Origin of the sequence: Tenacibaculum adriaticum (assembly GCF_008124875.1) — a bacterium.
Classification (GTDB): Bacteria; Bacteroidota; Bacteroidia; order Flavobacteriales; family Flavobacteriaceae; genus Polaribacter; species Polaribacter adriaticus.
In genome coordinates this window covers 603,655-619,838 of sequence record NZ_VNIA01000002.1, presented here as the reverse complement: position 1 = coordinate 619,838, position 16,184 = coordinate 603,655, and the positions used below count along the sequence as shown (strand labels likewise).

The following is a 16,184-nucleotide window of genomic DNA, read 5'->3' as shown; positions in this document are numbered from 1 at the left end:
TTATGAGTTTGTATTAATGTTTTGATTTTTAAGATATAGAGATTACTTCGTTCCACTTTGTTTCACTCGCAATGACGTTTTTTTATCGTGTATGTAACTTTTTTAATTTACCATTATACATACACTATCCTGATAAAAGACTACCTATCTTTGCTGCATACAAAAAATTCATAGATAGTAAGTAAACGATTATGGCAAATACGATAAAGGACCAAGAAGATATTTTAGCAAAACTAAATATCTATGAATTAAATGAAATGCAAAATGAAGCCATTTCAGTAATTGATACCACTACTAATACGGTTATACTTTCACCAACAGGTACGGGTAAAACCTTGGCTTTTTTATTGCCAACGCTTAAACTGATAGATCCAGATAATAAAGAGATACAAGTATTAATTTTAGTTCCGTCTAGAGAATTAGCCATTCAAATAGAACAAGTAATCAGAGAAATGGGAACAGGATTTAAAGTAAATGCGGTATATGGAGGAAGATCGATGGCGAAAGATAAAATAGAATTAAAACACACACCAAGTATTTTAATAGGTACTCCTGGCAGAATAGCAGACCATTTTGCAAACGATCGTTTTTCTAAAGACAGTATTAAAGCCTTAATTTTAGATGAGTTTGATAAGTCGTTAGAAGTTGGTTTCGAATATGAAATGCGAGGAATTATCAATCAATTACCAAACATAAGCAAGCGTATTTTAACTTCAGCTACACAAGAAGCAGAGGTACCTGATTTTGTGCGATTACATAACCCGAAAGTATTAAATTATTTAACAGGGAAGAAATCAAAGAAATTAGACATCAAAACGGTGGTTACACCAGTAAAAAATAAAAATCAAACGCTTTTAGACTTATTACATCATATTGGTAACGAACCTGGAATTATTTTTTGTAATTTAAAAGATAGCATACAACATGTAAGTGATTTTTTAACGAAGCATAAAATAGCGCATAGTTGTTTTTCTGGAGGCATGGAACAAAGAGATCGTGAGCGTTCTTTAATTAAATTCAGAAACGGTACAAGTCAGGTTTTACTTGCAACCGATTTAGCCGCAAGAGGAATAGATATTCCTGAAATGAAATACATTATCCATTATGAATTGCCGCAAAGAATAGAAGAATTTACCCATAGAAATGGTAGAACAGCCAGAGTAAATGCAAAAGGGACTGCCTATGTATTAAAATGGGAAAAAGAATCGTTACCAGAGTTTATTAAGAATACGAGTAATGCAGATATTTCTAATAAAGAAAAGGTAAAACCTCGCTATTGGGAAACCTTATTTATTTCAGGAGGAAGAAAGGATAAAATATCTAAAGGAGATATTGCAGGTTTATTTTTTAAACAAGGAAATCTTACCAAAGATCAATTAGGCGTTATCGAACTAAAACAAGATTGTGCCTTTATTTCGGTACCTGCAACGGAAGCCAAAGAATTAGTTGAAAAGTTAAGTGATAGACGCTTAAAAAATAAAAAAGTGCGTATTAGTATTGTTTAGAAAAGATAGATATTTAAGAATATAGAAAGAGATACTTGTTGTAAAAGAGTATCTTTTTTATGTGATGAATTCACTTATTTTTCACCACTCAAAATTTCTTTCACAACCAATTGATATTTTTTAGGATTGGTCGCTTTTTTAATTTTTTTATAAGTTTTCTGCGGATTGGAAAAAGACTTAGAAAAGTATTCCCAAAAGCCTAACATTTTCATTTTTATAGGAGTTGGTCCAGACAACGCAGCATCGTATTGATGGTAAATTTCATCATGAAAAGCTTCAAAAATTTTCCATCTATCTTTTGGGTATTCGGTCGTATCGTCTTTAATCATTTGAGGTAAAAAAGGATCTGCAATTAAACCACGTCCAATCATAAAATGCGTAATACTAGGAAAACGTTCTTTCATGGCTTTAAAGCCTTCTACAGTGGTAATATCACCATTATAATACAGTTGATGTTTAGCAACATCAATACATTTTTGAAACGCTTCTAAATCTACACCACCTTTGTATAATTGTTTTCCAATTCGAGCATGAATAGCTACGTTTTTTAAGGGGTATTTGTCTAGAATAGGGAAGGAGTGTAATATTTCCTCACTGTTTTCATAACCCATTCTCATTTTCATAGACACTACAATATCCGTTTCGTTGTGAGCGCGATGCAATACTTCGTCTATTCGTGTCGGGTTACAGATCAAACCAGAACCCATTCCAGATTTTGTAACCATTGGATATGGACAGCCTAAATTCCAGTTTAGTTCTTTAAACCCTAAACTTTGTACATATTTTGCTACAAATAAAAATTCATCAGCATCATTAGTAATTACCTGCGGAATAACCGTTAACGTGTTGTTGTTTTCGGGTAATAAATCACGCTCATAACTTGATTTTATTTTCATTTTTCCGTTTAACCGAATATAAGGAGCGTAAAATGTGTCAATTCCACCAAAATATTTGTTTTGTGCATTTCTAAAACGAAAATCGGTAAACCCTTGTAGAGGTGAAGAAAGTAAGGTAAAACTCATAGTGTATTATAAGCTGCAAATATAACTCACTTATCCTTGATATTTTACTTCTAAACTTTTATACTTTTGATAAATATAACTAGTGAATGCAAAGAGTGTTTGAATTTTTAAGAAATAATAAAATAAAGGTTGTAACTGTTTGCCTTTTGTTGATTGTCTATTATTTCTGCTTGCCCCAAAAACTGTTTCAAAATCCAACATCAACTGTAGTTACGGCAAGTAATAATGAATTATTAGGAGCTGTTATTGCAGAAGATGGTCAGTGGCGATTTCCTGAGTTAGATTCGGTACCTCAAAAATTTGAAGATTGTATTTTACAATTTGAAGACGCTCATTTTTATAAACACTTCGGATTTAACCCAGTATCTATTGTTAAAGCCTTTTCCGAAAACATAAAAGCGAAGAAGGTAGTTCGTGGTGGAAGTACACTTACACAACAAGTGATTCGTTTATCACGTAAGAATCAACAGCGTTCGTATTTTGAAAAAATCAAAGAACTTGTTTTAGCAACCCGATTGGAATTTCGTCATTCTAAAAAAGAAATTTTAAAACTCTATGCATCACATGCACCTTTTGGTGGAAATGTGGTTGGATTAGAAATGGCTTCATGGCGTTATTTCGGATTGCAACCCAGTCAACTTTCATGGGCAGAAAGTGCAACGTTGGCAGTATTACCAAATGCTCCGTCTTTGATTTATCCAGGGAAAAATCAGTTAAAACTTAAGGAAAAACGCAATAGACTATTAAATAAACTCTATCGAAAAGAGATGATTGATAGTATTACGTATGTGTTGGCGATAGATGAAGATCTTCCGGAGAAACCTTACAATTTACCCACCACAGCAACCCATTTAGTGCAAGATATTGCTAAAAATTATAAAAGAAAACGGATTCAAAGTTCTATTGATATTTTCTTACAGAAACGAGTAAATAATATTGTTAAACAACATTACGAACGTTTAAAACAAAACGAAGTATACAATTTAGCAGTTTTGGTATTAGATGTTGAAACTAGAAAAGTATTGGCTTATGTAGGGAATTCACCAACGGATGAAAAGCATCAAAAAGATGTGAATAATGTGGTGTCTTCTAGAAGTACAGGAAGCGTCTTAAAACCATTTTTGTATGCGCAGATGTTACAATCGGGAGATTTGTTACCCACACAATTAGTCGCCGATGTACCTACAGAAATAGCAGGATATTCTCCAAAAAACTTTAGTTTAATGTTTGACGGTGCAGTTCCTGCCAATGTAGCGCTTACACGTTCTTTGAATATTCCTGCGGTGCGGATGTTACAACGTTACGGCTTACAAAAATTTAGAGATGATTTAGAAGATTATCAATTAACACATATTACCAAACCTGCCGATTATTACGGATTGTCGCTCATTTTAGGTGGTGCAGAGGCCAGTTTATGGGATTTATGTAAAGTATTTGCTGGGTATGCAGGAACGGTTACTCATTTTGATGAATTGAAATATCAATATTATCAAAATGAATTTGTGGAGCAAACGTATTTAAATACTGAAAAAGTCAACTTCGGAAAAGTAGTACCAACACCTAAAATTGTGGATGCTGGGTCGACTTATTTAACGTTGAATACACTCACCAATGTGAACCGCCCAAATACCGACCAAGCATGGAAATACTACGATTCATCGCAAAAAATAGCATGGAAAACAGGAACCAGTTTTGGTAATAGAGATGCTTGGGCAATTGGAGCAACTTCAAAATATGTAGTGGGTGTTTGGGTAGGAAACTCAGACGGTGAAGGGCGTTCAGATTTAACCGGTGTAGGAAGTGCATCTCCATTAATGTTTGATGTGTTTGATGTCTTACCAAAATCGGACTGGTTTTTAGAACCGTATGAAGATTTAATTGAAGAGAACATTTGTGAGAAGAGCGGTTATTTAGCATTGCCAATTTGTAAATCGGTTAAAAAAAGGATTCAAAAAAATGGTATAAAAGCAAAATCGTGTCCGTATCATAAAGAAATTCAAGTAGAAAAAACGGAACAGTTTAGAGTAAATACGAATTGTGAATCGATTAATAATATTAAAACGAAAACTTGGTTTGTGTTGCCTCCGTTAATGGCACATTATTATCAACAAAACAATTCAGATTACCAACGTTTACCTAATTTTAGAGCTGATTGCAATGAGCTTGAAAAAGCCAAAATGGATTTTGTTTTTCCTACAAAATACCGTTCAAAAGTCTCATTAACAAAAGGTGTTAACAACCAATTGAACTCAGTTGTTTTAAAGTTGACACACTCAAATTCTGATGCAAAAGTATATTGGTATTTAAACGATGAATTTATCAATACTACAGAAAATTATCATGAATTAGCTATAAAACCCCCAAAAGGTACTTACCAAATAACGGTTATAGATGATTTTGGAAATGAACTTAAACGGGTTTTAGAAATTTACTAATTTTTAGTATTATTTTAAAGGTAAACAAAACTAAATTTTCATTAAAAATTAAGAGTATTTTAGGATCTTTTTAAATGCTCTAGTTGGTTAAAAATTCCTATTTTTAATTTTTCAAAAATAAATATGTTAGAACTAGCAGGAATAATAATACTTGGAATATTAGCACAATGGTTTGCTTGGAGATTTAAGATACCAGCAATCTTACCTTTAATTTTAATAGGGCTTTTAGTAGGACCTATTGCCTCGGAGTTTTTAAACGAAGATGGAAGTAAATTAATAGAACCTGTTTGGGACGGTCAAAAAGGATTATTCCCAGGAGATGGATTGTATTACTTTGTCTCTCTGGCAATTAGTATCATCCTTTTTGAAGGAGGTCTAACGTTGCGGAGAGGGGAAATTAAAAATATTGGTCCCGTTATAACGAAGTTAATTACGTTGGGTTCGGCAATTACTTTTTTTGGGGCAGGGCTAGTGGCACATATGATATTCAATTTAAGTTGGGAACTTTCATTTTTATTTTCTGCATTAATTATTGTTACAGGGCCGACTGTAATAACCCCTATTTTGAGAAATATTCCTTTGAAAAAAGACGTATCTGCCGTTTTAAAATGGGAAGGAATTTTAATTGATCCTATCGGAGCCTTAGCAGCTGTCTTAGTTTTTGAATTTATAAGTGTTGGTGGTGGTTCTGGATTTACACAAACGGCTTCTGCAGAATTTTTAAAGATTTTACTTTTTGGTACTACATTTGGATTTACGTTTGCAAATGCTTTAATTTTTTCTATTAATAAAAAGTGGATACCTCATTATTTATTAAATGTGGTAGCGCTTTCAACTGTATTATTAGTATTTGTAGCTTCAGATTTAGCAGCTCATGAATCAGGATTATTAGCAGTTGTGGTAATGGGTATGGTCTTAGGTAATAGTAAGTTAAAAAATTTAAAAGAAATTTTATATTTTAAAGAGTCATTAAGTGTTTTATTAATATCAATCTTATTTATTCTTTTAGCCGCGAATATTGATTTTAAAGAATTGATGTTGTTGTATGATTGGAAAACACTATTGTTATTTGTACTGGTAGTTTTTGTTATTAGACCTATAGCGGTTTTTTTAAGTACGTATCAATCGAACTTAAAAATGAATGAAAAATTATTTATTAGTTGGGTAGGTCCTCGAGGAATTGTCGCTGCAGGTATTGCATCACTTTTCGGTAGTAAATTATTAAAAGAAGGCATAGAAGGAGCAGAGTATATAACTCCTTTAGTATTTATGATTGTATTAGGTACTGTATTACTAAATGCTACAACGGCACGAATGTTTGCGAAAATGGTAGGTGTTTTCTTAAAACGATCTAATGCAATTATGATTATTGGAGCTTCTGATGTAGGAAGATTAATAGCCAATTATTTGAAGGAAAATAAAAGAAGAGTTGTTTTGATTGATTCGAATCCAGACAATGTAGATAAAGCAAAGAAAGAAGGTTTAGAAGCTTTTGAAGTGAATATTTATGATGAGGAATTAACAGATAACATAGAGTTAAATGATGTAGGTTATATGATCGCTATGACTGGAAGTGATTCTATAAACAAATATGCGATCGAGAATTTTTCATCGGCATTTGGAGAGCAAGGAGCGTATAGATTGGCAAGTTCTCAAGAAGTAATTACTAAAGATTATGACGATGAAAACCAGTTGTTTACAACACAAGATGATTACTTGAATTTAATGGAAGCTGTTAGAGATTATCCAGAAATTCATGAAACAGCAATTAACTCATTGCAAGATTATAATACAAAAATTGAAAAATTATACGAAGAGTTAAAATCAATTCCGATTCTTATTAAGAGTAATTCTGGACAAATTTGGTTGATTTCTGAATTTGAAAAAAGTATAAAAAAGATTGAAAATTGTATGTTAGTATACGTAGGCAAAAACTTAAATATCTAGCTGAAAAGTGTTCTTTAGCTTTTCTAAAAGAGGGTTCTTTTCACACATTTTTTTAAACTTATCACTTGGGTGATAAACAAATTCCTTTTCTGTAGTTTCATCTATTTTAATTGCAATAGTAATCCCGTAGTTGTTCAATTTTTCACGAAGAAATTTTAATAATTTAGGTTTACCAGTATTAATTTGTTTTTCTAAAAGTTCACTAACAACAGTAAGTTCAACAATAAAATTTGATTTTAAGTTTATGGTTGCAGAATTTAAAATAGAAGCTAAACTATTTTCTCCTAATTGGTTGAGTTTAAAATAATATTTTTTCCAAACTTCTTTTAACTGATTTTCTGTAAAAGGAGTTTTTGGGTGATTATCATAGTTTTCTTCTTCTTCAGAAACATTTTTAACTTCTTTTTTCTGATGAATACTTTTTAATGATAAAGCAGAAGGTCTTCGTTTAACGTTTTTTAAAATAGGTTTTGAAGTCTCTGTTTTTATTGTTTGAACAGGAGGTTTTATAGTTTCCTTAACGACTGGTTTTGGTTTTGAAACTTTTTTTATAGCTGGTGAAAGCGAAGTAAAAAAAGTAGCCGGTATTATGTAGTTACTAGATTTTTTTTTTGCTCCATCAAAAGTGATAGAGGCGAGTTGCATCAACGTTAATTCAACTAATAATCGTTGATTTTTACTAGCACGATATTTTAAATCACAATCGTTCGCTTTGTCTATCGCAGGTATTAAAAACAGCATGGATGCTTTTTGCGATTGCTCTAAGTATTTTTTCTTGGTATTGTCTCCAACTTCGAGTAATTCGACCGTTGCTTGATCTTTTGCTACTAATAAATCTCTAAAATGAGAAGCTAATCCGCTAATAAAATGATGACCTTCAAAACCTTTAGATAAAACGTCGTTAAAAGCCATTAATACTTCTGGTATTTTGTTTTCCAATAACAGATCCGTCATATTAAAATAGACATCGTAGTCTAACACATTTAAGTTTTGTGTTACTGCTTCTCGGGTTAAATTGGTACCAGAAAAACTAACCACTCTATCAAAAATAGATAAAGCATCACGCATGGCACCGTCTGCTTTTTGAGCAATAATGTGCAACGCATCATCATCCGCAGTTATGTTTTCTTTCTCACAAATTGTTTTTAGGTAGTTTTTAGCATCTAAAACACCAATTCTTTTAAAATCAAAAATCTGACAACGCGATAAAATCGTTGGAATGATTTTATGTTTTTCTGTAGTAGCTAAGATGAAGATAGCATGAGCAGGAGGTTCTTCCAACGTTTTTAAAAAAGCATTAAAAGCGGCTTGCGACAACATGTGTACCTCATCAATAATATACACTTTGTATTTTCCTGTTTGAGGCGGAATGCGAACCTGATCGGTAAGATTACGAATATCATCTACAGAGTTATTTGAAGCGGCATCTAATTCGAAAATATTAAATGCAAAATCTTCATCATCGGTTGTAGCATCTTCTTGGTTAATACGCTTTGCTAAAATACGCGCACAAGAAGTTTTACCAACCCCACGAGGTCCAGTAAATAATAAAGCCTGCGCTAAATGGTTGTTTTTTATAGCATTTTCTAACGTATTGGTTATGGCTTGTTGCCCAACCACGTCCTCAAAATTTTGAGGGCGGTATTTACGCGCTGATACTATAAAATGTTCCATTTAATTCTTCTATTTACTCGAACAAAAATAATAAACCCAATTACGACACACAAACAAAGTTGTAAACGAATTCGCTAAGTTTTAAACAAAAAAACCTCTTCATTTTCAAATTAATGATTACAAAGAGGTTGGCTAACAAAAACAAACAATAAATATTTTTTAGAAATTAAACTTAATAACAGTCAGTTTTAATTTGCTGTAAGTTTAAAGGTGTGTTTAATTTTGATATTGAGATGGTTTCAAGAACTTTTAAAACATCGTTCATCATGGCAATAGAGCCACAAATCATAATAGTTCCATTATTTTTTAAAACTGAGGCAATTATATCTTGTTCTTTTGAAACTAAATCTTGCACATAAATTTTTTCTTTTTGTTCTTGAGAGTAAGCAATATGAATACTAGATAATTGTTTGTTGTCGTATGCTTTGTAAATCTGTTTAGAATATAACTCAACAGATTCTGTAGTTCTTCCTCCCCAAAAAAGGTGTGTTTTAATATATTTGTAATTAGCATCTATCATACCTAAAAAAGGAGCGATTCCAGTTCCATTTGCAATTAAAATTACTCCTGTAGATTTTTTCGGGAAATGAAAAGAAGTATTTGGTGTTATAGTTGCATTTAACATGTCATTTTTTTGTAATTGATTCAAATAATTAGAACAAATTCCGTATTCGTGTTTTTTAATACTTAATAAAATATCATTGTTAATTTTTCCAATAGAGTAGAGACGTTCTATCGTGTCTTCTTTCGGAGTGATTGATAATAAATCTCCGGAAATAAATTTCAATTTTTTAGCAGGTTTTAATCGGACTAAAAAAGAAGCGTCTATATTTAAATCGGTCTTATTAACAACTGTAAAAGCGTGTTGCTTTTTAGGTTTTATAACTTCTTGTTTTAGATGTAACGGGATTTCAATTTGTTTACTCCATTGTATACACCACTCTTTAAAATCGGTAAAAGATTGATTATTAATCTTGAAAAGAGGTAAAACAGGTTTATATTTTGAGTGTTCATTCAAAATAGCATCAACTTCAATAGCAAATTGGCAATAATCTGAATATGCCATAGAGCCGAATCCAACTACTGAATAGTTGATCAAATTTGGTTGCTCTATTTTTGAGGCTAACTTTAAAAAATTAGTAGCATTATTAGGAGGATCACCTTCTCCATAAGTGGCTGTTAAAACAATTAAATGGTTTGCGCTTTTATAGGAAGTATAATTATTTAGATGATCTATAAAAACAGATTTTTTAGCATTTATCAAAGCTTTGTATAAAGCGATTGAAAAACCAAAAGTACTTCCTGTTTCTGAGCCAACCAAAATAATAAACTCAGCTTTGTCTTTGTTGATTTTGTTTTTTGGGAGGGTACTTTTTTTTCTTCGTTCTATAGTCATGGCAAAACCAGAATAAACAAAAAACAGAATGCTAAACGAAGAAAACATTAAAATTAAAGACCATAAAATAGTACCGCGACCTGTATGTAAAAACAAACTCCAGTTTGACACAATACGTATCCAAGGAAGATTTTGCTCGCTTATAATTTCTCCAGAATATTGATGAATGTAAAGTTCTTTATTATTTAGCTTTAAGAAAAAGTAATCTTCTTCGTCATCAGAAAAAGGAAATTCTAAACTTTTAAGTTCTTTTAGATAGATGCTTTTAAAGGTATCGAAATCTTCAAAAGATAATTTCTTACCCGCAAATGTTTTAGAAAAATCAACGTTATGAGATATTTTAGTCTCAGGTAATACAGAAAACTTTTCTAAGGATAAAAATACACCTGTAAGGGTAATAATAATGATTGGAATTAGTGTGTATCTACCTAAAATTACGTGATAGTATTGTTTAAAATCTTCCTTAACTACTTTGGTGAAAAATTGAATGATTCCTCCTTGTCTTTTAATAATTAAAATACTTCCTGTAATTGTTATTAAGAAGAGTAAAAAGGAGAAAAATCCAACTAGAAATCGACCTGTAGATTTTAAAAATAGAGAACGATGTAAATTAGTAGTCCATTTATAAATAGAAGCTCTTTCTATAAGATCACCTATTTTTTTCCCCGTTACAGGATTTACATAAAACGTATGGCTTTGTCCGTTTTTAGTAATTACTGAAGCTTCTAAAAAATTGTTTTCATCAACTTTTAAAGAAACAACTTCTTCATATTCCTTTTTTAAGGAAGTTATGGTCTCAGCTAGTGTTATTGTGTTTGCATTTTGAATAGCAAACGGTTTTAACTGATTCGAAATAGGTTCGAAGGCTAAAACAATTCCTGTAACAGAGGCAATGATTATGAAAACAAAAGAAGATATAGCCAAGGTTAGATGACTATACCTCCAAATTGAAATGGTCATTTTTGCTAGATATTATTGAGGTATCATACGAACATATCGTATAAATCCTTTTCCTTCAGTTTTACTTTTTACACTTTCAGAGGTAAGTTCAAACTCAACATCATCTTTGTAATATTCTTGATCTTCTACAGCGCTTTCAAATCGAATTTTATACCCTTTATTAATTTTATCATTAGGTATTTCAATTATGCTAATCACTCTATTTCCACCACTAATTGTTGCTCCTGTAATGGCATCAATATCCGAACGAACTTTTCCATGAAAATTCCACCAGTTGGTAATATCGTGGTACCATTCTTCATCATCTCCTTGCACGTACAGTGTTTTTTCATATTCTCCTTCGGGATTTAATAATGAAATAACGACATAAGCACCTTCACCAGTATAATTCTTCATTTGAATCATACATTTATATTTAGAGTTTTCTACGATCGTAAATGCTGTAATCGTAAAGATTATTATAAAAATTGAAATTATTTTTTTGATCATTTTTTTGTTGTGTTACATCTCGATATAATTTTTTCATTCTTCAAAAATCACTCGATGTGATATTTTTGTCAGTTCGAGTACCTAGAGTAAAATGAAAGATGTATCGAGAACTTATTTTAAAAAGCTAATATCCGTATTTTTTAAAGCTTCGTTTTCTTTAGCTAAATCATATAAAGTTTCCTCAAAATCCGTTTTTACAGTTTTGTTTGCACCCTCAGCAATTAAAAATTTTATAATACTGTTGTTTTTAGCGGTCATTACTGCTTTTTGTAATGCTGTTAACCCTTTACTATTTTTAGCATTGATGTTTATATTGTATTTTTTGATGAATTCTAACATTGGTACACTTTGTTTTTCAACAGCCAAATGATACAATGTTGAACCATCTTTTTGAGTATTACCAATTTTTAGTCCTTTAGTAGTTAATGTTTTTAATTTTTGTTGAAAAGCCTCTTTATCTTTCGGATTAAAGGTTTTAAATAAATAGTAACTTAAATCATAACCTTTTACATCAACCACAGAAACATTTGCGTTTTTTTGAACTAAAAAGTCAACAATTTCTGGTTTATTTCTTAATGCTTTGGTCAAAGCTGATTCTCCATCTTTATTGATGTGATCGGTGTTTTTTGTTTTTGAAGCTAATAATTTTATTACTGCTAAAGAATTATTAGAAACAGCGTTTAATAAAGCTGTATTTCCTTCTTTATCTGCTTTATTTACATCTACACCTTTATCAATAAAGTAATTAAATGAAGCAACATCTTTATTACTATACGCTAAATTATGTAATGGAGTTAATCCTTCATTATTTGTGATATTCGGGTTAATCCCTAAGCTTTCTAAATATTTAAAAAAATCTAAAGAATTATAGCCACGACGAGAGCCTTTGGTAGCAAAAAGCATTGCATTATCACCTTTTTTGTTCAAGGCTTTATAAGGTAATCCTTTTTTAATGAGCAACTCCAACATTTTTTTATTGCCTTTTTGGGCAGTATAATTAAATGCACCATTTCCATCTTTATCCGTAGCTTTAATATCCAAACCTTTATTAGTAAAGTAATCAACCATTTTAAAATCTGATAGATTTGGAATGATTAATAACAGTGCATCAGCACCTTTTGGAGTTTTGTCTTTTACCACATCAGCTCCATGTTTAATCAAAAGGTCGTATAAATCTGAGTTCTCAACTCCTGCAACTGCTGTAAAGTTTAAAATAGAGTATCCTTTGTCGTCAATAACATCTGTTTTTGCTCCGTTAGCTAACAAATGTTTTACAATAGGCATATTATTTTTATAAGATGCCCAAAAAATATAAGTTCTACCATCGTGTGTTAACTTATTAACATCGTTTCCTTTTTTGGAAAGCAAATGTTTAATTACTTTTTCATTTGTGTTTTCTAATAGTGCATAAACGACAGCATCAAAACCAAACCTGTTTAGCTCGGTAGCGCTATTACCTTCGGTAATTTTTTGCTCAACATCTTTAATCGTAGGATTTGTCTTCCAGAAAGCTCTGTCTAAAAAAGTATTTTTGATTTGTGCAGTTATTATCGAGTTATAACCAATAACACTTAAAAATAAGAGTATTTTTAACAAGTTTTTCATGGGTTATTTTTTTACAAAAGATTCAATAACGTCACTAATTTCTCCCTCTTTTTCAATTTCATCAGAAAACAATTGTTTAAATAATAGTTTATTATTTACTTTGGTTTCTAAAGAAAGATCTTTGTTTCTACCATAAACTTCACTCCACTTATTTCGAACCAATTGCCATTTATTTGCATTTTTTGTCCACCATTCTTGAGCTCCTTTACATTTTTCATCAGCAACTTTTACGTAGGTATTATATCCTTTTTCATGAGCTAAAACTACATCCTGTTCGCCTGCTTTTCTGATAATTTTTTTGTTGTCTTGATCGTGTAACCATCCGTAGTTTGTAATTTCATGACGATTACCTCTTTCAGTTACATTATAATCACTTCTTTTAGTATATTCTCTTCTTGGTAGGGGGGCGTCTGTTGTGTTTTCCCAATAACTCTTTCCATCTACATGCACCCAAGTTCCAGAACCTTCGTAACGAGGACTATCATCTACTTGATATACTTTTTGCGTCCATTGTTCTTTTACTTCAGATTTCGGTTTGTTTTTGTATAGCCAATTATTATCTCCGTTAAACATATAAAAATCGCGGTTTTCATAAGTCCAATCTTGTCTCCAGTGTTTTACAATATGTGGTTTAGCAGGATCTCCGACCTGTAATAAATGCTGAATCGAAATTTTATTTTTTTCATCTTCAATTAAACCAGCCCACTCTAAAGCTTTTGCTACTTTATTTTCTGAGGCTTTGTATAAAGAATCTTTACTATAATTAAAAGTTTCAGCAAAATTGAAGGTAACTTCAAAGCAACCACACATTTTCTTTATTGCGTCTCTATCTTTAGTTTTCTTGCTTTGAGCATTAACCGTTACAGCAGCTAGAAGTAATATACTTCCTAAAAGTAAATTTTTCATTATATGTTTTTTATTGGTTTTTAAATTTTGAACAAAAATATAAAATTTATTTAGATTGATTAAAAATAACATATATATTTGCATCAAAATTATTAAGAATGTTTCTAAATAAGAAAGCTGTTTTTTTCTTTTTATTAGTTTGTTATAATTCTTTTTCTCAAGAGAAAAGGATAGAAAACGATAGTCTTATCAATAATAAGTTAGATGAAGTAGTGGTTACAGGGCAATATAACCCTCAATCGATTAAAAAATCAATTCATAATGTAATTGTAATTAAGAGAGAGCAGATAGAATATCAAGCCGCAAATAATCTGGCAGATTTACTTAATTTTAATTTAAACTTAACTATTATTCCAAGTTCTCAATCAGGAAAATCAACCATTTCTTTTTTTGGACTAGATTCACAATACTTTAATATTCTCATAGATAATATTCCTTTAGTGAGTGATAATGGATTGGGAAATAATATAGATTTAACTCAAGTAAATTTAGATGATGTTGAACGTATTGAGATTGTAGAAGGAGCAATGGGAGTAGAGTATGGTGCTAATGCTGTGTCTGGAGTAATTAATATAATTACAAAAAAATCAATAAAAAGTGAGTGGAATATTAAAGTATCATTACAAGAAGAAACGGTTAGTGATGAGTATGCTTTTTTTGATGAAGGTAGACACATACAAGGTCTCAATGTTTCTCATAATTTTAATGAAAATTGGTTTGCACGAGCAGGTTTTAATCGTAATCAGTTTGCCGGTTTTTATAATGATAGACAAGGTAGAGACTATTATCAAAATGATGGTTTAAGAGGTTATGATTGGTTGCCAAAAAACCAAATAAATGCTAATGGTTTATTAAATTACCGCAAGGAAAACTTTAACCTCTTTTATAAATTCGAATATTTTAATGAGCTTATAAATTATTATGGTGCAGCCGTTAGAGCAAATATAGATACACAAGCACAAACTAGTAACCCGTCTGCAACCGATAGAATCTTCACAACCGATAGAATCGTAAATAACTTAAATGTAAACGGGCGCACAAATTCTGGAGCAAATTACAATGTTTCATTGTCTTACCAACAGCAAAAACGTTATTTAAACGAGTTTAATTATTACATTATTAGTCAAGAAAAAACGAATGAAATTGATGAAGTATATCAATCTAGCAAGGTTTTTTTCTCAAAAGGATCTATAAATAATCTAGTTAAAAGCGATTTTTATAATTATCAATTAGGGTACGAAGCACGTTTTTTAAAGGGTTTTGATACCCAAGCTTCAGGTGATGTAACGCAACAAGATAAAACCCAATCTCAGATTAACTCTGCAGTATATGGCTCTTCGGAAGTAAATCTTTCAAATAAATTTTTGTTGAGACCAGGTATACGATATGAATACAATTCTAAGTTTCAAACTAAATTATTAGCATCGTTAAGTGCTCGTTATTTAATGAAAAATGGTTTTGAGCTACGTGGTAATATAGGTTCATCTTACAGAACACCAAATTTTGAAGAATTATACTACTATTTTGTAGATTCTAATCATGATGTTAGAGGAAATGAAAATTTGAATCCAGAAAACGGTTTCACTGCTTTTTTAAATCTTAAAAAACGTAGCTGGTTTAAAAATACTTCTTTATTAAATACGCTAAAGTTAAGTTATATCGATGTAAATGATAAAATTGATTTAGCAATTGTAAATACAACACCCTTACAATATCAATACATAAATATTGATGCTTATAAACTTTGGGGAATTACATCAGAAAATAGTATAAAAACCAATAACTGGACTTTCAATTTAGGAGCAACTTTGCAGGGAATTTCTAGAATTGTTAACAATGAAGTAAATGCAGAAAATGATTTTCTTTATTCTTTTCAACTGAATACAAGTAGTACATATCAGATAAAAAAATGGAATACCGCAATAACACTATTGTTAAAACATAATGGTAAACAACAAAATTACATAGCTTCAGGAACTGATGAAGAAGGAAACTCGTTGTTCGAAAAATCAACTACTAGAGCATATAATTGGTTAGATACATCGGTAAAAAAATCATTTTTTAATAATAAAATTCAAGCAACTTTTGGAGCCAGAAACCTATTTGATATTACTAACGTAAACGTAAGTAATGCCAGTACAGGAGGTGTTCATGCGTCTGATAATAGTTCTCTTTTATTAGGTTACGGACGATCTTACTACTTAAAACTTTTATATAATCTTAATTTTTAAATATTTTACATATC

Annotated in this window: 10 protein-coding genes; 4 read left to right on the top strand and 6 right to left on the bottom strand. The window is 30.9% G+C overall.

The features are described from left to right. The first annotated feature begins 191 nt into the window (after window positions 1–191). Window positions 192–1,505 carry a DEAD/DEAH box helicase gene (locus C7447_RS08240; protein WP_148870033.1) on the top strand — a complete coding sequence of 438 codons (1,314 nt, stop codon included), beginning with the start codon at window positions 192–194 and terminating at the stop codon, window positions 1,503–1,505. A gap of 74 nt (window positions 1,506–1,579) precedes the next feature. Here C7447_RS08240 and C7447_RS08235 read toward each other — a convergent pair whose 3' ends face one another. Further along, window positions 1,580–2,527, bottom strand: a complete 948-nt coding sequence (locus tag C7447_RS08235) for a tRNA dihydrouridine synthase (protein WP_148870032.1) — start codon at window positions 2,525–2,527, stop codon at window positions 1,580–1,582. 170 nt (window positions 2,528–2,697) lie between these two features. Here C7447_RS08235 and pbpC point away from each other — a divergent pair, with 170 nt between their 5' ends. Together pbpC and C7447_RS08225 are read left to right on the top strand one after the other, a co-directional pair. After that, window positions 2,698–4,962, top strand: a complete 2,265-nt coding sequence (gene pbpC / locus C7447_RS08230) for a penicillin-binding protein 1C (RefSeq protein WP_317128803.1) — start codon at window positions 2,698–2,700, stop codon at window positions 4,960–4,962. Window positions 4,963–5,085: 123 nt separating this feature from the next. After that, entirely contained in the window at window positions 5,086–6,909 is a 1,824-nt protein-coding gene (locus C7447_RS08225; protein WP_148870030.1) for a cation:proton antiporter, read from the top strand. Here the strand turns inward: C7447_RS08225 and dnaX are convergent. From dnaX to C7447_RS08200, 5 genes are all read right to left on the bottom strand, one after another. After that, the gene (gene dnaX / locus C7447_RS08220; protein ID WP_148870029.1) at window positions 6,898–8,583 is read right to left on the bottom strand and encodes a DNA polymerase III subunit gamma/tau; all 1,686 of its coding nucleotides are present in this window, start codon (window positions 8,581–8,583) and stop codon (window positions 6,898–6,900) included. The two genes, C7447_RS08225 and dnaX, sit on opposite strands and share 12 nt — an antisense overlap. 172 nt (window positions 8,584–8,755) lie before the next feature. Beyond that, window positions 8,756–10,939, bottom strand: a complete 2,184-nt coding sequence (locus tag C7447_RS08215) for a PepSY domain-containing protein (protein ID WP_211354907.1) — start codon at window positions 10,937–10,939, stop codon at window positions 8,756–8,758. Between the two features lie 12 nt (window positions 10,940–10,951). Beyond that, window positions 10,952–11,428 (bottom strand): DUF2271 domain-containing protein, encoded by a 477-nt coding sequence (locus C7447_RS08210; RefSeq protein WP_246143042.1) that lies wholly within the window; start codon window positions 11,426–11,428, stop codon window positions 10,952–10,954. Window positions 11,429–11,539: 111 nt separating this feature from the next. Then, complete coding sequence (locus C7447_RS08205) at window positions 11,540–13,033, bottom strand: ankyrin repeat domain-containing protein (RefSeq protein ID WP_148870028.1); 1,494 nt, start codon at window positions 13,031–13,033, stop codon at window positions 11,540–11,542. Between the two features lie 3 nt (window positions 13,034–13,036). Beyond that, a complete protein-coding gene (locus C7447_RS08200; RefSeq protein WP_148870027.1) occupies window positions 13,037–13,939 on the bottom strand; it encodes a DUF6607 family protein in 903 nt (300 codons plus the stop codon). Between the two features lie 98 nt (window positions 13,940–14,037). On the opposite strand from C7447_RS08200, the gene C7447_RS08195 reads away from it, so the two are divergent. Beyond that, on the top strand, window positions 14,038–16,170 hold the full coding sequence (locus C7447_RS08195) for a TonB-dependent receptor plug domain-containing protein (RefSeq protein WP_148870026.1): 2,133 nt from the start codon (window positions 14,038–14,040) through the stop codon (window positions 16,168–16,170). The last annotated feature ends 14 nt before the right edge of the window (window positions 16,171–16,184 follow it).

Coding starts and splice junctions, on each gene's coding strand:
- C7447_RS08240 (WP_148870033.1), top strand. CDS start 192: ATGGCAAATACGATAAAGGACCAAGAAGATATTTTAGCAAAACTAAAT.
- C7447_RS08235 (WP_148870032.1), bottom strand. CDS start 2,527: ATGAGTTTTACCTTACTTTCTTCACCTCTACAAGGGTTTACCGATTTT.
- C7447_RS08225 (WP_148870030.1), top strand. CDS start 5,086: ATGTTAGAACTAGCAGGAATAATAATACTTGGAATATTAGCACAATGG.
- dnaX (WP_148870029.1), bottom strand. CDS start 8,583: ATGGAACATTTTATAGTATCAGCGCGTAAATACCGCCCTCAAAATTTT.
- C7447_RS08215 (WP_211354907.1), bottom strand. CDS start 10,939: ATGACCATTTCAATTTGGAGGTATAGTCATCTAACCTTGGCTATATCT.
- C7447_RS08210 (WP_246143042.1), bottom strand. CDS start 11,428: ATGATCAAAAAAATAATTTCAATTTTTATAATAATCTTTACGATTACA.
- C7447_RS08205 (WP_148870028.1), bottom strand. CDS start 13,033: ATGAAAAACTTGTTAAAAATACTCTTATTTTTAAGTGTTATTGGTTAT.
- C7447_RS08200 (WP_148870027.1), bottom strand. CDS start 13,939: ATGAAAAATTTACTTTTAGGAAGTATATTACTTCTAGCTGCTGTAACG.
- C7447_RS08195 (WP_148870026.1), top strand. CDS start 14,038: ATGTTTCTAAATAAGAAAGCTGTTTTTTTCTTTTTATTAGTTTGTTAT.